Origin of the sequence: Kribbella sp. NPDC051586, assembly GCF_044453965.1 — a bacterium.
Lineage (GTDB): Bacteria > Actinomycetota > Actinomycetes > Propionibacteriales > Kribbellaceae > Kribbella.
Window position 1 is genome coordinate 55,903 of the sequence record NZ_JBITDF010000003.1, and the last position, 18,731, is coordinate 74,633.

An 18,731-nucleotide genomic window follows, 5' to 3' on the forward strand; every position below is an offset into this window, starting at 1 on the left:
CTCAGGCTGTCGGCACCAGGTGCTCCGGGTTGAGCAGGGCGTGCAGGGTCAGGCCGGCCTCGGTGAGGGGAGCGGGGGTGGTGGCGTTGCGGTTGATGACGCAGAGTGCGTCGGTGATGGTCGCGCCGAGCCTCCGGAGATCGTTGGTCGACAGGACGATCTGGCCGCCGGTGGTGACGACGTCCTCGACGATCGTGACGCGGCGTCCCTCGATGTCGGCGCCCTCGGCCAGGCGGCAGGTGCCGTACGGCTTCGCCTCCTTGCGGACGAACGCGCACGGCAGACCGGTGTGCCGGCCGAGCGCGGTCACGACCGGGATGCCGCCCATCTCCAGACCGGCCAGGACCTCGGTGCCCTCGGGGATCAGCGGGACCATCGCCGCGGTCACTTCGTCCAGCAGCACCGGATCGGCCTCGAAGCGGTACTTGTCGAAGTACTCCGTCGTCGTCTGGCCGGACCGCAGGACGAACTCCCCGGTCAGGTGAGCTGTGGCGTAGATCCGTCGTCCTAGTTCCTCGAGCACACCCGGCACCCTATCCGGCGCCGAGGCGCGGTCACTCCTCGTCCGGGAGCGGCTCGATCTCGAAGCGGAGTTGCTTGCCGGAGCGGATGCGTTCGATCGCGGACAGGCAGGCGGGTTCGCTCATCTGGACGCCGATCTCGGCGAGCTTGTGCCGCAGCACCCGGGCGGCGTCCTCGGCGGACCGGGCGCTGGACTCGTTGATCGCCTCGATGGTGGTGGCGGTGAGCTTCTCGCGGATGTCCGGGTGTGTTTGGTGGATCTCGTGCGTGATGCGGAACTCGGTCATCGCGACTCGCTCTCCCTTTGTCCTCTGCGGGCCGATTATGCAGCCTCAGCGTAGTGTCTGGGATGTCAGGAGAGGACGCGTCGGACAAAAGTTTCCAGGCGAGTCGTCAGCCGCTCCGCGCGGACCTCCGGTGGGGCGGTCTCGCCCTGCGGTAGGTCCAGTTCACGCAGCCCGCGGATGTACAGCGAACAGGCGAGATCGGCGCAGATGTACATGCCGACGGTGTTCCCCTCGCGGCCGGCCGATCCGGCCCGGCGGGCGGCGAACAACGCAACGTCACTGACGTGATGCGCGGTGTTGCACAGGTCGCACAGCCCGGCGAACCGGCGTGCTGCCCCGGACGTCTGGGTGCTGACCGCGATCCCGGTCACCTCGCCGTCGCGGCGTACCACCAGGTAACCGCGGTTGGGTGCCTTCGCGTCCCGCCAGCCGAGGAAGTCCAGCGACTCCCAGGGCAGTTCGGCGAACCGCGAGGGCAGCGCGATTGCCTTCACCTGGCTCTTGGTCGAATTGACGAACGAGCGCCTGATCTGTTCGGCGCTGAGCGGTTCCACGACGGTCCTCCGATCTTCGGCCACCCATCAGACCCGGTGCCGCCGCGACGCCGCAACCGATTAACTCTGTTGCCGCAGGCAACGGTCAGCTGTCGGCGTACGCCGTGGTCCGGGTCGTGTCGTGGTTGCGCAGGTCGACGCCGAAGTCGACCGAGGCCTTCAGCCGGAGCAGCAGCGAGACGATCTCGGCGCCGTCGGCCGGATCGTCCGAGCCGAGGGTGAGCTCGGTGCCGCCCGTGTCTCCGGCGGCGAGCGTGAACGTGAGCGTCCGGCCGAAGTACCGCAGCCGGTAGAACTCGTCCTGGAGGGCCTGCTCGATCCGGCTCTCGCCGGTGCGTCCGTCCGCGAGGACGAACGAGATCACCCCGCCCGACTCCGGCGCCGATGTGGCCCAGAACCGCTCCCGGCCGAGCGACGTACTCACCGCGCGGTAGACGTCACTCGGTCCCGACGCGCAGTACACCTTCCGCTCCACCGAACCCCACTCTCCTTCTGTCGATCGGTCCATTGTCCGGCCCCGACAGGTCCAGCAGGTGAACACGCCGGGTGCGGGGTGGACTTCTGAGCGTCAAAGGTGAAATCTGTACTATGTAAACTTCAACTAGTCCTCTGGAGGAATCCGCGATGTCCAACGAGTACGCCGCACTGTCCGGCGACTACACGCTCGACGCGGCGCACACCCGGATCGGGTTCAGCGCCCGGCACGCGATGGTGACCAAGGTGCGAGGTGCGTTCGACGAGTTCGAGGGCTCGTTCCACATCGACGGCGAGAACCCGGCCAACTCGTCCGGCAAGGTGACGATCCAGGCGAAGAGCATCAACACCCGCAACGGGCAGCGCGACGAGCACCTGCGCAGCAACGACTTCCTCGCGATGGACGAGCACCCGGAGATCACCTTCGTGTCGACCGCGGTCAAGCCGGCCGGCGACGGGGAGTTCGTGGTGTCCGGCGACCTGACGATCCGTGGCGTCAGCCGTCCGGTCGAGGTGACGTTCGAGTACACCGGTGCGGCGACCGACCCGTTCGGTAACCAGCGGGTGGGCCTGGAGGGCTCGGTCGTGATCAACCGCAAGGACTTCGGCGTCAGCTGGAACGCGGCCCTCGAGGGCGGCGGCGTACTGGTCAGCGAGAAGGTGACCCTCGAGCTCGAGGTCTCGGCAATCAAGAACGCCTGATCAGGAACTGTGAACAGTTGACGGGGACCTTGAACATGTCACGGCATGTTCAAGGTCCCCGCGGCCCGTGTCAGGCGTGGCGGGTGGTTTGGTGCAGGAGGCACTCGACCGCCGCGCGGAGTTCGGTGTCGTGGTGGGGGCCGGACCAGACGACGATGCGGCCCTTGTCACCGAGCTTGGTGCTGATCAGGTCGCGGGCGGGCGCGGGGTCGCCCTGGTTGAGCAGTACGACGAGGCGCCGGCCGTCGCGCTGCAGGCGATCGAGCAGCGGCGGGAGCGTGGACCCGTGGAACGGGCCGGGGTCGCTCTTGACCTTGGTCTCGATCATCACGCCGCGGCCGCGAACCACCAGCAGGAAGTCCGCGCGGTCCCGGGTGAATTCGCGGTCGTGATAGATCCGCGCCTTCGGCCACAGGCGTTGCAGCGCCGCGTCGACCTCGACGTCGTACTGCACGGCGAGACGACTGACGCGGGAGTTCGTCCGCCGGAAGGACTCCGGCGCACGACGGCCACCGCACCACGTCGGCAGCCAACGGCGGAAACTCGTGTCGATCATCGGCGAACCCCAGACATACCCAGCCGGCACTTGGTGGTGAGTCTTCCCGGGGGTGGTAAGCGGAATCCACCGGGCGCGCGATCGTGATCGCACTGGGACGAATCAGCAGGCGTTGGGGGTGGTGGTGCCGCCGTCGACGATCCAGTGGGACTGCTGGGGGAGGACACGCATCTGGTCGAGCCAGCGGGTCGGGGTGGTGTTCGGGAGGACGGAGTGGCCGCGGGAGTTGACGGTGCGGGCGGCGGAGGTGTCGTAGCAGGCGGTGATGATGACGCCGTTCGACGCGATGGTCCGCCTGGCCCACAGGACCTTCGTGATCCCGGTGTTGTGCAGCTTCCGGGTCCGGAAGTACTTCGCCTGGACGCTGATCGCCTGGAACATCTTCGGCGTCATCACCTGCTCCAGCTGCGCCGTCTTCCCGCCGCCGCTGCGCATCATCACGTCGAGGGCGATCCGGTAGGCGTAGTACGCGTTCACGACCGGGTCGTCGGAGCCGGTCTCCGTGGCCGCTTGGTCGGTCAGGCTGGGCCGGGCCGCCTTCTGCGCGGCAGGTGCCGCGTTGGCGACGCCGGCGTCGGTGCCGCAGCCGGGTAGCAGCAAAACCGGGATCAGCGTGGCGGTCACCGCCAGGTTCCGCATGCGCATGGTGTCCGAGTACCTCCTGTTGGGCGCGGCCTCGCCGCTCGTGCCGTCGGGCAGCCCAGCGAGCCGTGTACGCCGTCCGGCACTGACCGTGTAACGTCGGGACACGCATCGTGGTCACTGTGGCGTAGATCACACTTGCCCCCTACCGGGGTACTGGTCCCCGGTTGGCTCTGCGGCTGGATGTGCCGGGAGCGTCCGATTTCTAGCCTCTATCTCAGGACCTGAGACTTGAGGAGACGCGATGACGGACACATTGGCCCGCCGCGGGGCGGGCAGGAAACCGGTGGAGGGCAAGGCACGCCGGCTGGGGAGGTCGCTGGCGTACGGCGCGGTGCTGGCGCCTGTCGGTGCGCAGACGATGGCGGACGCCGTGCTCGGGGAGCGACAGGCCGCTGGGCAGCGCTGGCGGAGGCTGGCGGCCTTCCGGCTCGGGTGGCGTGGTCTCGTGCGCGCGGGCGGCGCGGGCGAGCCATCGACCGGTGGCGTGTTCGCGTACGGGCTGATCAGTGCGGTGCTCGGGCTGGCCAGCTGGTTCCTGATGTTGCTGGTGCTGGTGGCTGTGGTGCGCGGGCCGTTCTGGGGCTTCGTCGACCATGGTGCGGTCGAGCCCGGCACGTGGGGTGGTCCGACGCGGGCCGGGGCGTGGACGGCGCACGGGCTGATCGCCGTACCGTGCGTCGTCGCCTTCCTGTTCGCGCTGCGCGGGATCGCGGCGCTGCAGGCCCAGCTAGTGCGGCCGCTGTACGGACTGGCGGCGCGCAGGTGGGTGCTTCCGGCAACTATCGTGCTGGCGGCCGGCTGTCTGGCGTTCTTCTGGTCCTGGCTGCAGCAACTGTGAGTAGGGTCCAACTGTGAACAAATGGCCGCGCGGGCGATGGGCATGGGGCGCGGCGCTCGGGGTCGCGACGCTGCTCGTCCTGACGGTCATGGATCTCGGACAGCACTACGAGGTACAGCTCGGCGCGGTGCTGGCGCTCGCGATGGCGCGGGCGCTGGCCCTTGGCCTGGCGTGGCTGCGACCCCGGGTGGCGATGCTGGTCTCACTCGTGACGACAGCCGTCACCGCGGCGGTGACGACGCCGGTCAGCTCGAGTGAACCGTGGCCATGGGGTACTACGGCAGCGTTCGGCCACGCGTTCGTCGTCGCGATCGCGGGCGCCCGTGGACTCGGTCGGCGTGAGCAGATCGGCTGGTGGGTGGCGACGCAAGCCGTAGGCGTGGCCGCCGTCGAACTGGCGCCGGACCGCGGCAGTTGGCGCGGCCTGATCACTATGGCGATCCTCTCGGCAGTGGCAATCGTGGTCGGCGACCTGATCCACTCCCGCGGTCAGACGAACAGGCGGCTGGCCGAGCAGGAGACCATCACGAAGGCCGAGCGCGCCGAGCGGGAGCGTCTGCAGGAGCGGGCCCGGATCGCACGCGAGCTGCACGACGTCGTGGCACACCACCTGTCCGTCGTGGTGGTCCGCGCGGACAGCGCGCCGCACCGTCTGGTCGACGTACCGGAGAACGTCCGCGAGGAGTTCACGGAGATCGCCGACGCGGCACGTGTCTCGCTGACGGAGATGCGTCGAGTACTGCGTCTACTGCGCGAACCTGTCGAGCAGCCGACGATGGGGGAGCTGGGGCCGCAGCCTGGTCTGGCGGAGCTGGCTGACCTCGTCGAGAGCACGCGCCGAGCTGGTGCGGACGTGCGGCTGACGGGACCGGTGCCGGCTGGTTTCGACGAGACGATCGAGCTGACGGCGTACCGGGTGGTGCAGGAGGCGCTGAGCAACGCAGTACGCCATGCACCGCACTCTGTCGTGCAGGTAGCGGTACGGCGGACCGAGAAAGAGCTGGAGGTCAGCGTGCACAACACCCCGCCACCCGCGAGCACCAGGCCTGCGCCGGGTAGTGGCCATGGACTGACCGGGATGCGTGAGCGTGTGGCGCTCGTGGAGGGGACGGTGAGCGCTGCCCCGACCCCCGAAGGCGGTTATCTGGTGCAGGCGATCATTCCGGTCGGGACGGAGGTGCTGGGTGACGATCACGGTCATGGTGGTTGACGACCAGGAGATGGTGCGGGCCGGATTCAGCGCATTGCTCGACGCACAGCCGGATCTCCAGGTGGTCGGACAGGCAGGTGACGGCGCCAAGGCGGTCGAGCTGGCGGCCGAGCTGAAGCCGGACGTGATCCTCATGGACGTTCGGATGCCCGTTCTCGACGGACTCGCCGCGACCCGCCGCATCCTCGCCGGCTCGGCGCCCGGTGAGCCGCCGCGCGTCGTGATGCTGACGACGTTCGACCTCGACGACTACGTGTACGCCGCGCTCCGGGCCGGTGCGAGTGGGTTCTTGCTGAAGCACTCCACACCGGACGAGCTGGCCGCGGCGGTGCGGATCGTAGCCGCTGGTGACGCGCTGCTGGCCCCGTCCGTCACCCGTCGATTGGTGGAGGACTTCGCCCGCGCCCAGCCCGTCGTACCGATCACGCCGGTGCACCTGACGCCGCGGGAGACCGACGTACTGCGGCTGGTCGCGCGTGGACTGTCCAACCGGCAGATCGCCGACGAACTGGTGCTGGCAGAGCAGACCGTGAAGACGCACGTCAGCAACATCTTGACCAAGCTGGACCTCCGTGACCGTGCTCAGGCCGTCGTTTACGCCTACGAGGCAGGCGTAGTGATCCCAGGTCCGCGACACTAGGTCAATGGACGTCCTGGAACGCGTACGCCACCTGTGCCTCTCGATGCCCGAGGCGACCGAGCGGCCGAGCCATGGTGAGCCGACCTGGTTCGTACGGGACAAGAAGGTGTTCGTCATGTACGCCGACCATCACCACGACGACCGCCTCGGCGTCTGGATGGCAGCGCCGCCCGGCGTGCAGGAGGCGCTGGTCGCCGAGGACCCCGAGCACTTCTACCGGCCGCCGTACGTCGGTCACCGTGGCTGGCTGGGGGTGTACCTGGACGTGGACGTCGACTGGGAGCACTTCGAGGACCTGGTGGAGAACGCGTTCCGTCAGATCGCCCCGAAGACGCTGATAGCTCGGTTGGACGAGGTTTAGTCGTTCAGCGGAACCTCTCGATGCGTCCATCACGGTTCCGTTGACGTTTTCGTTGCACCGATAGGGTGACGCGATGGGCAAGGGCGAGGCTGGTCCGGTCGGTCAGAAGCTGGCGATTGCACTGGCGTTCGGGAGCTCGGCGGCCGTCATGGTGCTCGAACTCGTCTCGCTTCGCCTGGTCGCGCCGTACATCGGGCTGACGCTGGAGACGAACACGGCGGTCATCGGGGTCGCACTGGCCGCGATCGCGACCGGAGCGGCCCTCGGTGGCAAGTTCGCCGACGTGGTGCCGCCACAGCGGACTCTGGGTCCGCTGATCCTCTTCGGCGGCGCACTGGTGATGCTGATCCTCCCAGTGGTGCGGTGGACCGGTCAGGCGCTCGCGAACGACATGGTGTTCCTCGTGCTTGCCGTGACGCTCTTCGCGCCCGCTGCGCTGCTGGCTGGTGTCACGCCGATGGTGACGAAGCTGCGGTTGTCCACTCTGGAGCAGACCGGCACTGTCGTCGGCAGGCTGTCCGCGTACGCGACGGTCGGCGGCATCGTCGGCACTGTGCTGACCGGATTCGTCTTCGTCGCGACCGTGCCGATCAGCACGATCGTCCTGACGCTCGGCGCAGCACTGGTGGTTGTCGGTGCCGCGCTGACGTTCCTGCTGCGTGGTGCGCAGGCTGCCGTGAAGCCGGTCGCTCTCGCGGTCATCGGCGCCACGTTGACAGTCGTCGCACCACGCCCGTGCGAGGTGGAGACGGCGTACCACTGCGCCAGGGTGGTGGCGGACCCGACCAGGGAGGGCGGACGGACGCTCTACCTGGACCAGCTCCGGCACTCGTACGTCGACCTCGACGATCCGACCTATCTGGAGTTCGAGTACATCAAGAACTTCGCTGCGGCGATCAACGGCAGTTGGGAGGACGGGAAGCCGTTGGACGTGCTGCACGTCGGTGGTGGCGGGCTGACGATGCCGCGGTACATCACGGCGACCCGGCCGACCAGCAAGCACCAGGTGTACGAGATCGACCCGGCAGTGGTCGAGCTCGACAAGCGGGAGCTCGGCGTACGCACCGGACCGGAGCTGGCCGTGAGGGTGCAGGACGGCCGGCTCGGCGTACGGTCCGAGGCGACGGACAGCCGGGACCTGGTCCTGATGGATGCGTTCAGCGGACAGTCCGTGCCGTGGCACCTGACCACCCGCGAGCTGGTCACCGATGTACGTCGGGTGCTGCGGCCGGACGGCATCTACCTGATCAACGTCATCGACCACGGCCCAGCCCGGTTCGCGAGGGCCGAGGTCAGGATGCTGCAGGCCGTCTTTCCGTACGTCGGGCTGATCGTTCGCAAGAGCGGCACTGGCGGGAACTTCGTGCTGATCGGGTCCGACCGGCCGCTCGACGTGCCTGCGATCAGCGCACGGCTGGAGCCGGGTATGCAGCTCCAGGACAACCCGGCCGCCTTCGCCGGGAACGCCCCCGTCCTCAGCGACGACTACGCGCCTGTCGACCAGTTGCTCACGCCGTACGGTCAGTGAGGCTCTTGTGGTTGCATGTGGTCATGCACCCACGCGCAGGCCAGCCCGCTCAGCCCGAGGACCTCGTCGACGTCGACGCCATGCTTGCGGCGTACGGCGATATCACCCCGGACGTGGACAACCCGGCCCAGAAGGTCGTCTTCGGTACGTCGGGGCATCGAGGCGCGAGTCTCGACGGCGCCTTCAACGAGGCGCACATCCTGGCCATCACACAGGCCGTCTGCGAGTACCGGGCCGGTCAGGGTACGACGGGACCGCTGCTGGTCGGCCGGGACAGCCACGGCTTGTCGGAGCCGGCCTGGCGCACTGTGCTCGAGGTGCTGGCCGGCAACGACGTCGTCACGCTGGTGGACAGCGCCGACCGGATCACGCCGACTCCGGCGGTCTCGCATGCGATCCTGCGCCTCAACCGCGGCGCCGGCGCGGACGCCGACGGCATCGTCATCACGCCGTCGCACAACCCACCACGCGACGGCGGTATCAAGTACAACCCGCCGCACGGTGGTCCGGCCGACTCGGACGCGACCAAGTGGATCGCCGATCGCGCCAACCAGCTGATCGCCGGCGACAACCGCGAGGTACGACGCAAGCCGTTCGAACAGGCCCGTCAGCACGCGGGGGACTACGACTTCGTCGGCCACTACGTCGACGACCTGCCGTCGGTGGTCAACCTGGCCGCGATCCGCGACGTCGGAGTGAAGATCGGCGCCGACCCGCTGGGCGGTGCGAGCGTCGACTACTGGGCCGCGATCGCCGAGCGGCACGGTCTCGACCTGACCGTGGTGAACCCGCGGGTCGACCCGGCCTGGTCCTTCATGACGCTGGACCACGACGGCAAGATCCGGATGGACTGCTCCTCGCCGTACGCGATGGCCTCGCTGGTCGCGCAGCGGGACAAGTACGACCTGGCGACCGGGAACGACGCGGACGCCGACCGGCACGGCATCGTCACCCCGGACGACGGACTGATGAACCCGAACCACTACCTGGCCGTAGCGATCTCCTACCTGTTCAGCAACCGGCAGTGGGGCGCGGACGTGGCCGTCGGCAAGACGCTGGTGTCGTCGTCGCTGATCGACCGCGTGGTCGCCGATCTGGGCCGTCGGCTGTGGGAGGTGCCGGTCGGCTTCAAGTGGTTCGTGCCGGGGCTGGTCGACGGCTCGGTCGGGTTCGGTGGCGAGGAGTCGGCCGGAGCGAGCTTCCTGCGCTTCGACGGCACGGTGTGGACGACGGACAAGGACGGCATCCTTCTGGCGTTGCTGGCGAGTGAGATCACCGCTGTGACTGGGGAGACGCCGTCACGGGCACACGCCAAGCTGGTGGAGCGGTTCGGCGCGTCGGCGTACTCACGGGTGGACGCGCCCGCGACACGCGAGCAGAAGGCCAAGCTGGCCGCACTGTCCGCGGATGCGGTCACTGCGACCGAGCTGGCCGGTGAGCCGATCGTGGACCGGCTGACGAACGCTCCGGGCAACGGAGCGGCGATCGGTGGGCTGAAGGTCACCACCGAGTCGGCGTGGTTCGCTGCCCGCCCGTCCGGGACCGAGGACCTCTACAAGATCTACGGCGAGTCCTTCAAGGGCGCTGAGCATCTGGAGCAGGTCTTCGAGCAGGCCCGCGAAGTCGTGTCGACGGCGCTCGAAGCCTAACGAACGAAGGCGTCGAGCAACCGCTCCAGATCCGCAGCGGGGTCCGCGGTGATCCCGCTGTGGATCGGTCCCGGATGTACGACGGTGCTGCGGGGCGCCGCCAGCCACCGGAACCGCTCGCTGATCGTGGTGCCCGCCGCCGGCCCACCGCCGGCGTCACCCGCACAGATAGCGCGGACCTGCTCCAACGACGCACACACCACGTCCACATCGACGTTCGGGTCCAGGGCCATCAGTCGCTCGCGGTTCACGTCCCATCCGGCCCCCAGGTAGTCGAGCTCGCGGCAGTACAGCACCGCACCCACGTTGATGAACTCACCCCGCTGGATCCTCGGCGCAGCCCGCAGAATGACGTAGTCGAAGGGACTCATCGAGCACCTCCCGGCACCCAGGCGGACCGATGCTCGAGCCGGGCCAGCAGGTGCCCGAGGTACCGCTCCCGGTCACCGGGCTCGATCCACTCGTCCGGCACCAACCCGATCACTTCGGTCAACAGCTCCGGGGTGATCGCCGCAGCCAGGTCGGCGTCGACCTTCGCAACGCCAGGCGTGGCAACGGAGAAGACATGGTCGGCCGCGTCGTACGGCAACGAGGCGAACTTCTCCGCGGACATCCACGAGTGGTGGAAGTACAACGCGGCGCCGTGGTCGATCAGCCACAGGTTCTTGTGCCACACCAGCAGGTTCGTGTTGCGCCACGAGCGGTCCACGTTCGCGACGAAGGCGTCCAGCCACAGGATCCGGGCCATCGCCTCGTCGCCCGGGTTGCCGGCCGAGCCGTCGTACCCGAACGAGCCCGGCAGGAAGTCGACGGCCAGGTTCAGCCCGGCGCTGCGGATCAGCAGCTCCTGGATCTCGAAGTCCGGCTCGGACCTGCCGATCGCCGGATCGAGCCGGATCAGCTTCAGTTCCGGCACCCGCAGGCCGAGCCGGCGGAACAGCTCGCCGACGATCACCTCGGCCACCAGCGCCTTCGGGCCCTGCCCGGCACCGTGGAACTTGATCACGTAGGTGCCGAGATCGTTGCCTTCGACAACACCAGGCAACGACCCGCCCTCACGCAACGGCAACACGTACCGGGTCGCGGTAACAACAGGCAGACTCACGCCGCAGAGCCTAACTGGTTAGCGGCCGGGTACCGGTCCGCGGTGAGGCAACCCGCTATCGGCGTCGAGGAAGAGCTACTCCTCGTATCCGCCACAGGAGACCCGCTCCCGCGCAGCAAGACGGTGCTGGACGAGCTGGACGACGACCTGGACGTCGCGCTCGAGCTGACGAGGGCGCAGGTGGAGATCAACAGCCCGGTCTGCACGACCGCGGACGAGCTGCACGCGCGGCTGACAGAGATGCGGGCCGCGCTGGCTGCTGCGGCGGCCGAGGAAGGCGGTCGACTGCTGGCGATCGCTGTACCGCCGCATGGGCACCCTGCTCAGCTGGTGACGAGGAAACCCCGCTACCAGGAGATGGCCGAGCGCTACGGGCAGTTGGCCCGCGAGCAGGGCGTGTGCGGTTGTCACGTGCACGTCGACGTACCGGACAAGGAGTCCGCGGTCCGCGTCTCCAACCATCTCAGGCCCTGGCTTCCAGCGCTGTTGGCGCTGACTGCCAACTCACCGGTGTATCTGGACCAGGACACCGGCTTTGCGAGCTGGCGCTGGATCATGTGGTCGCGCTGGCCGTCGGCAGGACCACCGCCGTACCTCGAGTCGGTCGAGCACTACGAGGCGATGGTCGCGATGCATCTGGCCACCGGGACGGTGATGGACGAGCAGATGATCTACTGGGACGCCCGTCCGTCGTCACACCTGCCGACGATCGAGGTACGGGTCAGCGATGTGTCGATGACGGTCGACGAGTCTGTGCTGCTGGCGACGCTGTGCCGGGCGTTGGTCATGACCGCGCTCGAGGACGGAGGACGCGGGCCGACGCTGGAGCCGCAGATCCTGCGGGCGGGCTACTGGCTCGCGGCCCGGGGCGGGCTCACGGCTGACGGCCTGGACGTCTTCACGGGCGAGAAGTTGCCGATGCGTGAGGTGATGGAGAGCCTCCGGCAGCACGCTGCGCCCGCACTGGAGGAGCTCGATGCGGCGGAGTTGGTGAAAGAGGGCATCGAGCGGGCGTTCCGTGACGGCAACGGAGCCATGAAACAGCGGGCGGCGTTCCGTGCGGGCGACGACGTGGTCGCCCTCACGGAAATCAAACCGCCCCCGAAGAACTGACCCTGCAGTCGAGCTGGAAGGCCCGCCTACGACTCTGGGCTGTGCTTTTCTGCCTGCCTTGCCTTTGGGTCAGCCGCGCAGGAAGTCCTCGAGGCCGTGCAGGTCGTCGGTGTTGATGTAGTCGACGTTCGCGGCGACCAGCTCGCGCCAGAGGGCCTCGCGGGCGGCGCCCGGGGTGTCCGGGGTCTCCCAGAAGCGGACCTTGTAGCCGGCGTGGTGGGCGTTGACGACGAGGTCGTGCAGCTTGGTCCTCTCGGCCTCCGGCATCGGGCCGATGCCACGCCAGGTGAACACGTTGGACCAGTTGTCGCTGACCAGCGGCATCAGGGACGCCGGCATACCGGACTCCAGGTCACTCAGCCGGCCGTCGTACCCGGCGTAGCGGAGCTTCTGGGCCTTCATGTCGTCCAGTGGCCGGTTGCCGCTGATCACCGACGTGACAGCGCCCTCCAGCACCCGACCGTTGACGAAGATCGTGCTGATGCCGCGGTACTTCGCCAGTGCCTTGTCAACGGCGGCGTACGTCGACGGTCCGTCGCTCTTGATGTCGATCAGCAACTGGAAGTCCCGGCCGCGCTTGTAGACCTGCCCGTGGTTCTCCCGGACCCGGTCCGCCAGCGGCCTCAGGTACAGGCTCTCCAGGTTGCGACCGGGCTTGGCGTCGGCCAGGTCGTGGGCGACGCGCAGCTCACCGTCCACCAGCCACACGTCCGCCTCGACGCTGTTGAATCCACGGTCCAGCGCGTCCTGCAACGGCCGCCGGTGGTCGTAGTCGTTGTGCGCGTGCGCCGACGGCAGCGCCCGTACGGCGGGAGCGTCGTACGCCTGCGGGAGCCGGATGCCTTCGGACCGTACGACGTCGCGCACACGGTCCGGGTAGTCGCTGATGAGCCCGTCGACGCCCTGCTCGATGAACCACTTGATGGTGGCCGGATCGTCGACCGTCCACGGAATGACCTTCAGCCCGGCCTTGTGCGCCGCCTTCACCGTGGCCTTGGTGAAGTACGGCCGGAACGCCGGGTCGCTGATCTTGCCGCCCTGCGGGAAGCCGTCCACCGGCGAGATCGCGGAGGCGCCGAAGGACTTGACCGCCTTGATCGGGTCGCCGCCGAAGTCGTCGATGTCGATGCCGCCCAGCCACGGCGACTTGCCCGGCTTGCCGACCTGGAGGAAGTCGTAGTTGTCGAGCGCGACCAGCGGCAGCTGCGGCATCACCTGGTGCATCCGCATCAGCGAGCCCCAGTCGAAGCTCTGGATCGTCACCTGGCGGGCGATGTTCGCCTTGCGGATCTCGCTGGCGACCACCTGGACGAACTGCTCACGCGGAGCGGTCTCGGTCGGTGCACCGGCCTCCACCTTGGTCTCCACGTTCAGCTTCACGCCGTACGCGCGGTAGCGGTGCACGAGCGCGAAGATGTCGCGCAGCTCGGGCATCCGGGCACCCGGGTCGGGCTGCTGGGCGGGGAAGCCGGACTGCGGCAGCGATCCGCAATCGAGCTGCTTGACCTGCTTGAGCGACAGCGTGTTGATGAACTTGCCGACGTACGGGTACTCCGGGTCGTCCGCGGTGTACGGCGCGGTGTCTCGGCACTTCTTGCCGTCGACCTTCCGGTCGTGCGTGACGACGGCGTACCCGTCCTGGGTGATCTGGACGTCGAGCTCCAGCGTGCTGACGCCGAGCTCGAGACCGTGCGAGAACGACGCGATCGTGCTCTCCACGGTCAGTCCGAGACCGCCGCGGTGGGCCTGGATGTCGAAATCGCCACGGTGGGCGGCGGCCGGGGCGGCCGGAAGCAGCAGCCCGGCGATCAGCGCGCACGGAAGCAGCGCGCGGGGAAGGCGGCGCATGAGGGGTTTCCTTCCGGAGGGGTTGTGGGGCGGGACGGTCCTGAGGCTGTCTGCCGCAGGAGTACCCACATCCTCGTGAAGGTAGCCGAGAAGTGACCAGACGGCTACGGAGCGGAGGTGATCCGCCCGATCGACGCTCGTGCGTGCGGCTACTCGTACTGGAGTGCTTCGAGCGGATTCAGCTTGGCCGCACGCCGGGCCGGCCAGATCGCGGCGAAGATCCCCACCACCACCGAGACGACGGCGAAGATCACCAGCTGGGCGACCGGGATGGTGAACGAGATCTCGTCCAGCCGGGCGGCCAGCAGAGCGGCCAGCAGCAGGCCGAGGGCGATCCCGATCACCGCGCCGATCAGTGCGGTGATCACGCTCTCCTGGCGGATCATCCGCTTCACCTGACCGCGGGTCAGACCGATCGCGCGCAGCATGCCGAGCTCGCGCGTCCGCTCGAAGACCGTCAGCACCAGCGTGTTGACGATGCCGAACAGGCTGACCAGCACCGACAACGCGAGCAGAACGTAGAGCACGTTCAGGATGCTCTTGATGCTGTCGGTCTGCGCCTTCTTGAACTCGTCGCGCGTCAGCGCCTTGGCGTTCGGGAACGTGCTCAGGGCATCGTTCAGGGTCGCGGTGTTCGCGGCGGTGACGCCGCCGGTCATGTTCACGAAGGTGTAGAGGTTCAACGGCTGCGAGGTGGTCGCGTCGAACGTGGCCGTCGAGATCGTCACGTTCCCGAACGGCGACCCGCCCGCCGGTGGCCGGAAGACGCCCTTCACCTGCAGTTGAAGGGTCTTCCCGGTGGCGGTCTGCATCGGGAAGCGCGAGCCGAGGACGAGCGCGTGACTGTCGGCGTACGCCGCATCGACGATCGCGCCGTCGGCGCCGAGCTCGCCGAGCGCCGCCTGCGTTCCGGAGCGCCAGTCGAAGGTGAGCAGGTCCGGCGCCTGGGGATCGACCGCGGTGATCGTGATCGTCTTGTCGAACGCCTGGGCCTCGCCGCCGCGCACGCTGGTGAGCTTCTCGACTCCCGGCACCTTGGCGACCTCCGCGGCGACCGGCGGCGGCAGTGGGCTGAAGTTGTTCTGCGCGGTGACCGCGTAGTCGGCGCTGAAGATTCCGTCGACGGCCTGTTCGAACGGCCTGATCAGGCCCGCACCCAACGTGGCGACGAGCGTGACCAGCGCCAGCCCGATCATCAGCGCCGCCGCGGTCGACGCCGTCCGATGTGGATCGCGGCGGCTGTTCTGTCCGCCGATGGCCACGGCCGGGCCGTCCGGCAGGACGCCGGGGAACTCGGTGTGCCGTCCGAACAGACGTCGTACCAGCCAGAGCGGAACCAGGATGATCGGCCAGATCAGAGCGGTCAGGACGACGACCGACCAGCGCGCGACCGGATCCGACACCGCCGCCAGCGGTCGCACGAGTCGGGCGGAGAACAGAGCGATGCCGATGAACAGCAACAGCACCCCCGCGCCCAGCAGCGACAACAGCGTGCTGGTCGACAGTTCGTCGGCGAACAGACCGATCACGACGAGCGCGATTCCGCCCGCGGCCAGGAGGGCGGCGCCGAGCGGCCGGAAGCGGTGCAGACGCCCCGGCGCGAGCGTGGACCCTTCGCGGACAGCGGCGATCGGCGGCACCCTGGTCGCACGCCAGGCCGGACGCAGACTGGCGACGACGGTGACCAGTACGCCGACCACGAGAGCGACCACGATGGTCCGAGTGCGGAACACCAGCCCGTTGTTCGGCAACGTGAAGCCGACCGCGTCGAAGAGCTTGAACAGTCCGGTCGCGATCGCGAGCCCGAGGAACAGCCCGGCCACGGCCGACACCGCACCCGTGACGAGCGCCTCCAGCACCACCGTGCCGAGGAGCTGCCGCCGGGACGCGCCGAGCGTTCGGAGCGTGGCGAACTCACGGGTCCGCTGGGCGATCGTGATCGACAGCGAGTTGGCGATCACGAACGAGCCGACGAACAACGCGATCCCGCCGAAGACGAGCAGGAACGTCTTCAGGAAGCTCAGAAAGCTCGAGGTACCGGCCGCGTCCTCCGCGGCCTGTTGCTCGGCGGTCCGGACCTGCGTGGCCGCGGGCAGCACGGATCGGACGGCGTCAAGCAGTTGCTGGTCGCTCGTGCCGGACTTGGCCGCGATCAGGATCTGGTCGAGCTTGCCGGTCTTGCCGAACAGCTGCTGCGCCGTCCCGAGATCAAAACCGGCCAGTGTCGCGCCGCCGATCGACGAGACCTCGCCGAACTCGACCAGCCCGGACACGCGCATCCGCTCGGCCGCGCCGCGAGCTTGCACTCCGATCGTGTCGCCGGCCGTGAAACCCTTCTCCTTGGCGGTTTTCGTGTCGATCACGACCTCGTTCGCGCTCGGCCAGGATCCGGACACGAGGGCGAGCGAGTTGAACTGCGGCAACGCCGGATCCACGCTGAAACCCAGCTGCGGAGCGCCGCCGAAGACGATCGCCTTGCCGTCCTTGCCGATGAGTTGCGCCTCGCCGCTGACCGCGCCGCCGGCCGCACCCACCTCGGGCAGCCCCCGGACCTTCGCGAGCAGGCCGGCGTCGAACGGCGGCGCGGTCACGGTCCCGTCCTCGGATGCGTCGAACGCCGTCTTGCCGGTGATCGCGGCGTCGGTGTTCTTGTAGTTCTGGGTGAAGATCGAGTCGAAGGCGGACGTGATCGAGTCGGTCAGCACGTAGGTGCCCGAGATCAGCGCGACCCCGAGGACGACGCCGATCGCGGTCAGCGCAGTACGGAGTTTGCGGGCCAGCAAGCCCTGTAACGCGAACCGGATCACTGCAGGTCCAGCGTGTCGATGATCTGGAGGATCTCGTGCTGGCTGGACCTGCCGGTCTCCTTCACGATCTCGCCGTCGGCCAGGTACAGCACGCGGTCGGCCATCGCGGCCGCCCGGGCGTCGTGCGTCACCATCACCAGCGTCTGGCCGTACTCCTCGACCGACGACCGCATCAGCGTGAGGATCTCGCCGCTGGTCCGGGAGTCGAGGTTGCCGGTCGGCTCGTCCGCGAACACCACGGTCGGCCGCGACACCAGCGCCCGCGCGATGGCGACCCGCTGCTGCTGCCCGCCGGACAGCTCGGCCGGCCGGTGCTCGAGACGGTCGGCGAGGCCGACCCGCTCGACCAGGCCGTCGAAGAACTCCTGGTCCGGCTTCGCGCCGGCGATCGTGAGCGGCAGCAGGATGTTGTCGCGCGCGGTCAGCATCGGCAGCAGGTTGAAGAACTGGAAGATGAAACCGATGTGCCGGCGACGGAGCTTGGTCAGCGCGTCGTCGCCGAGAGTGGTGATCTCGATACCGTCGATCTTGACCGAGCCGGACGTCGGCCGGTCCAGCCCGGCCAGGATGTGCATCAGCGTCGACTTGCCCGAACCGGACGGCCCCATCACCGCCGTGAGCTGGCCGGGCTCGATGCGCACGCCGACACCGCGCAGCGCGTGCACCGCTGTATCTCCTTCGCCGTAGACGCGAACGAGGTCCTTCGCGTCCACGACCTCGATGACGTCAGTGACATACGGGACTGTCCCCTCCATTGCCGATCGCCCTCCCTGGCTGATCAGCGGCCACCCCAGACCACCGGTCGACAAACTGCCTCCGAGTCTGCGCGCGTTCGGCGTGGATCGATAGGGGGTTTTCCCCGGATCGCCCCTGAGCCGGCTAGATCCAGCCGCGGCGGGCGGCGTGGAAGCCGAGCTGGAGGCGGGTGTCGGCGGAGACCAGGTCCATGAGGGCGCGTACCCGCCGCTGGACCGTGCGCATCGACAGGTTGAGTTGGTTGGCCACAGCCTGGTCGGTGAGGCCGGCCAGGAGCAGGCCGAGGATGCGGGCGTCGAGGTCGGGCAGACCGTCGGTTGCTCCCTCCACCATTCCGTTCGAGCCGAGTACCAGCGGGAGGCCGTCGCGCCAGACGCGGTCGAACAGGGCAAGCAGCGCGTCGAGCATGCCGCTGCTGTGCACGATGAGTGCGCCGATGCTGCTACCGGCGCCGGACAGCAACGGCACCAGGGCAATCCGCCGGTCCACGATCAGCAGCCGCATCGGAAGCTCCTGGACGACGCGGACCTCCTCGCCGGCGTTCAGCGAGTCGGATGCGGCGGCGAAGAACCCAGGGCGGTTGAACGCGCTCCGCTCGATCAGCACGCGGTACCGCACTCCTCGGGTGACTGCGGCGTCTTCCTCCTTGTTGTCCTCCGGTGGCACGACAGCGATCTCCGCCTTGACGAACCCGAGCACCTCCTCGCGCGCCGACATCTGCAGCTGCGCGAACCGCTGCCCGACCGCATTGGCCCCGCGGACCACGTCCACGACGTCGCTGACCGACCGCTCGGTGTCCGTACCTCGGTAGACCTCAGCGAGCGACTCGATCTCCCGCTGCGCTCTCCGCAGCTCCTCCTCACGCTGCACGGCCAGCGCAGACAAGGCGACCGACGGCGGCGAGGCGACGTACCGGTCGGAGCTGCCGCTGGATCGAGCAGCCAGGCCGAGCGTCTCCAGGGCGGTCAGCGAGCGTGCCGCTTCGATCGGGTGGCAGCCGAGTCGGGAAGAGAGCTCGGCAGCGTCGTACGACGGCACCTCGACGAGGGCGCGGTACGCGAGTTCTTCGGCGTCATCCAGTCCGAGCACGTCGAGCACGATGCCTCCCTGTGGGCGGGGGAGTGGGAGTCAGGGCC

20 protein-coding genes are annotated in these 18,731 nt (G+C 68.5%); 8 read left to right on the forward strand and 12 right to left on the reverse strand.

Annotated features, from left to right (window positions below; all coding sequences use genetic code 11):
- Nucleotide 1: 1 nt before the first annotated feature.
- The 4 genes from ACIA58_RS19195 to ACIA58_RS19210 form a co-directional block, all read right to left on the reverse strand.
- Nucleotides 2–523, reverse strand: a complete 522-nt coding sequence (locus ACIA58_RS19195) for an orotate phosphoribosyltransferase (RefSeq protein WP_396405053.1) — start codon at nt 521–523, stop codon at nt 2–4.
- A gap of 31 nt (nt 524–554) precedes the next feature.
- On the reverse strand, nt 555–809 hold the full coding sequence (locus tag ACIA58_RS19200; RefSeq protein WP_396405054.1) for a hypothetical protein: 255 nt from the start codon (nt 807–809) through the stop codon (nt 555–557).
- Nucleotides 810–874: 65 nt separating this feature from the next.
- A complete protein-coding gene (locus tag ACIA58_RS19205; protein WP_396405055.1) occupies nt 875–1,363 on the reverse strand; it encodes an FBP domain-containing protein in 489 nt (162 codons plus the stop codon).
- An 85-nt stretch (nt 1,364–1,448) separates the two neighbouring features.
- Entirely contained in the window at nt 1,449–1,838 is a 390-nt protein-coding gene (locus ACIA58_RS19210) for a hypothetical protein (RefSeq protein WP_396405056.1), read from the reverse strand.
- Nucleotides 1,839–1,987: 149 nt separating this feature from the next.
- On the opposite strand from ACIA58_RS19210, the gene ACIA58_RS19215 reads away from it, so the two are divergent.
- The gene (locus tag ACIA58_RS19215; protein ID WP_396405057.1) at nt 1,988–2,539 is read left to right on the forward strand and encodes a YceI family protein; all 552 of its coding nucleotides are present in this window, start codon (nt 1,988–1,990) and stop codon (nt 2,537–2,539) included.
- Between the two features lie 70 nt (nt 2,540–2,609).
- Here the strand turns inward: ACIA58_RS19215 and ACIA58_RS19220 are convergent, their stop codons facing one another.
- A complete protein-coding gene (locus tag ACIA58_RS19220) occupies nt 2,610–3,095 on the reverse strand; it encodes a hypothetical protein (RefSeq protein ID WP_396405058.1) in 486 nt (161 codons plus the stop codon).
- Between the two features lie 102 nt (nt 3,096–3,197).
- Nucleotides 3,198–3,740, reverse strand: coding sequence for a hypothetical protein (locus ACIA58_RS19225; protein WP_396405059.1), 543 nt, complete (start codon nt 3,738–3,740; stop codon nt 3,198–3,200).
- Nucleotides 3,741–3,981: 241 nt separating this feature from the next.
- Between ACIA58_RS19225 and ACIA58_RS19230 the strand changes: the two genes are divergently transcribed.
- From ACIA58_RS19230 to pgm, 6 genes are all read left to right on the forward strand, one after another.
- The gene (locus ACIA58_RS19230; RefSeq protein ID WP_396405060.1) at nt 3,982–4,578 is read left to right on the forward strand and encodes a hypothetical protein; all 597 of its coding nucleotides are present in this window, start codon (nt 3,982–3,984) and stop codon (nt 4,576–4,578) included.
- A gap of 13 nt (nt 4,579–4,591) precedes the next feature.
- The gene (locus ACIA58_RS19235; RefSeq protein ID WP_396405061.1) at nt 4,592–5,788 is read left to right on the forward strand and encodes a sensor histidine kinase; all 1,197 of its coding nucleotides are present in this window, start codon (nt 4,592–4,594) and stop codon (nt 5,786–5,788) included.
- Nucleotides 5,763–6,428 (forward strand): response regulator, encoded by a 666-nt coding sequence (locus tag ACIA58_RS19240; RefSeq protein WP_396405062.1) that lies wholly within the window; start codon nt 5,763–5,765, stop codon nt 6,426–6,428. Before ACIA58_RS19235 ends, ACIA58_RS19240 begins: the two co-directional genes overlap by 26 nt.
- Before the next feature lie 4 nt (nt 6,429–6,432).
- Nucleotides 6,433–6,789 carry an MmcQ/YjbR family DNA-binding protein gene (locus tag ACIA58_RS19245; protein ID WP_396405063.1) on the forward strand — a complete coding sequence of 119 codons (357 nt, stop codon included), beginning with the start codon at nt 6,433–6,435 and terminating at the stop codon, nt 6,787–6,789.
- 73 nt (nt 6,790–6,862) lie between these two features.
- Entirely contained in the window at nt 6,863–8,317 is a 1,455-nt protein-coding gene (locus ACIA58_RS19250) for a fused MFS/spermidine synthase (RefSeq protein ID WP_396405064.1), read from the forward strand.
- 23 nt (nt 8,318–8,340) lie between these two features.
- Nucleotides 8,341–9,966, forward strand: coding sequence for a phosphoglucomutase (alpha-D-glucose-1,6-bisphosphate-dependent) (pgm, locus tag ACIA58_RS19255; protein ID WP_396405065.1), 1,626 nt, complete (start codon nt 8,341–8,343; stop codon nt 9,964–9,966).
- On the opposite strand, the gene ACIA58_RS19260 is transcribed toward pgm, so the two are convergent.
- A complete protein-coding gene (locus ACIA58_RS19260) occupies nt 9,963–10,337 on the reverse strand; it encodes a DUF3037 domain-containing protein (protein WP_396405066.1) in 375 nt (124 codons plus the stop codon). The two genes, pgm and ACIA58_RS19260, sit on opposite strands and share 4 nt — an antisense overlap.
- Nucleotides 10,334–11,071, reverse strand: a complete 738-nt coding sequence (locus ACIA58_RS19265; protein ID WP_396405067.1) for a HipA family kinase — start codon at nt 11,069–11,071, stop codon at nt 10,334–10,336. Before ACIA58_RS19265 ends, ACIA58_RS19260 begins: the two co-directional genes overlap by 4 nt.
- 42 nt (nt 11,072–11,113) lie before the next feature.
- On the opposite strand from ACIA58_RS19265, the gene ACIA58_RS19270 reads away from it, so the two are divergent.
- Complete coding sequence (locus ACIA58_RS19270) at nt 11,114–12,184, forward strand: glutamate--cysteine ligase (RefSeq protein ID WP_396405068.1); 1,071 nt, start codon at nt 11,114–11,116, stop codon at nt 12,182–12,184.
- Between the two features lie 69 nt (nt 12,185–12,253).
- Here the strand turns inward: ACIA58_RS19270 and ACIA58_RS19275 are convergent, their stop codons facing one another.
- The 4 genes from ACIA58_RS19275 to ACIA58_RS19290 all read right to left on the reverse strand — a co-directional run bounded on the left by ACIA58_RS19275 (nt 12,254) and on the right by ACIA58_RS19290 (nt 18,693).
- Entirely contained in the window at nt 12,254–14,032 is a 1,779-nt protein-coding gene (locus ACIA58_RS19275; protein WP_396405069.1) for a glycerophosphodiester phosphodiesterase family protein, read from the reverse strand.
- A gap of 149 nt (nt 14,033–14,181) precedes the next feature.
- A complete protein-coding gene (locus tag ACIA58_RS19280) occupies nt 14,182–16,839 on the reverse strand; it encodes an ABC transporter permease (protein ID WP_396405070.1) in 2,658 nt (885 codons plus the stop codon).
- The gene (locus ACIA58_RS19285) at nt 16,836–17,594 is read right to left on the reverse strand and encodes an ABC transporter ATP-binding protein (protein ID WP_396405071.1); all 759 of its coding nucleotides are present in this window, start codon (nt 17,592–17,594) and stop codon (nt 16,836–16,838) included. Before ACIA58_RS19285 ends, ACIA58_RS19280 begins: the two co-directional genes overlap by 4 nt.
- Nucleotides 17,595–17,718: 124 nt before the next feature.
- Nucleotides 17,719–18,693 carry a helix-turn-helix domain-containing protein gene (locus tag ACIA58_RS19290; protein ID WP_396405072.1) on the reverse strand — a complete coding sequence of 325 codons (975 nt, stop codon included), beginning with the start codon at nt 18,691–18,693 and terminating at the stop codon, nt 17,719–17,721.
- Nucleotides 18,694–18,731 lie beyond the last annotated feature (38 nt).

Excerpts from the sequence above, each read along its gene's own strand:
- ACIA58_RS19200 (WP_396405054.1), bottom strand. The coding sequence starts at position 809 with ATGACCGAGTTCCGCATCACGCACGAGATCCACCAAACACACCCGGAC.
- ACIA58_RS19215 (WP_396405057.1), top strand. The coding sequence starts at position 1,988 with ATGTCCAACGAGTACGCCGCACTGTCCGGCGACTACACGCTCGACGCG.
- ACIA58_RS19220 (WP_396405058.1), bottom strand. The coding sequence starts at position 3,095 with ATGATCGACACGAGTTTCCGCCGTTGGCTGCCGACGTGGTGCGGTGGC.
- ACIA58_RS19225 (WP_396405059.1), bottom strand. The coding sequence starts at position 3,740 with ATGCGCATGCGGAACCTGGCGGTGACCGCCACGCTGATCCCGGTTTTG.
- ACIA58_RS19230 (WP_396405060.1), top strand. The coding sequence starts at position 3,982 with ATGACGGACACATTGGCCCGCCGCGGGGCGGGCAGGAAACCGGTGGAG.
- ACIA58_RS19245 (WP_396405063.1), top strand. The coding sequence starts at position 6,433 with ATGGACGTCCTGGAACGCGTACGCCACCTGTGCCTCTCGATGCCCGAG.
- ACIA58_RS19250 (WP_396405064.1), top strand. The coding sequence starts at position 6,863 with ATGGGCAAGGGCGAGGCTGGTCCGGTCGGTCAGAAGCTGGCGATTGCA.
- pgm (WP_396405065.1), top strand. The coding sequence starts at position 8,341 with ATGCACCCACGCGCAGGCCAGCCCGCTCAGCCCGAGGACCTCGTCGAC.
- ACIA58_RS19260 (WP_396405066.1), bottom strand. The coding sequence starts at position 10,337 with ATGAGTCCCTTCGACTACGTCATTCTGCGGGCTGCGCCGAGGATCCAG.
- ACIA58_RS19275 (WP_396405069.1), bottom strand. The coding sequence starts at position 14,032 with ATGCGCCGCCTTCCCCGCGCGCTGCTTCCGTGCGCGCTGATCGCCGGG.
- ACIA58_RS19285 (WP_396405071.1), bottom strand. The coding sequence starts at position 17,594 with ATGGAGGGGACAGTCCCGTATGTCACTGACGTCATCGAGGTCGTGGAC.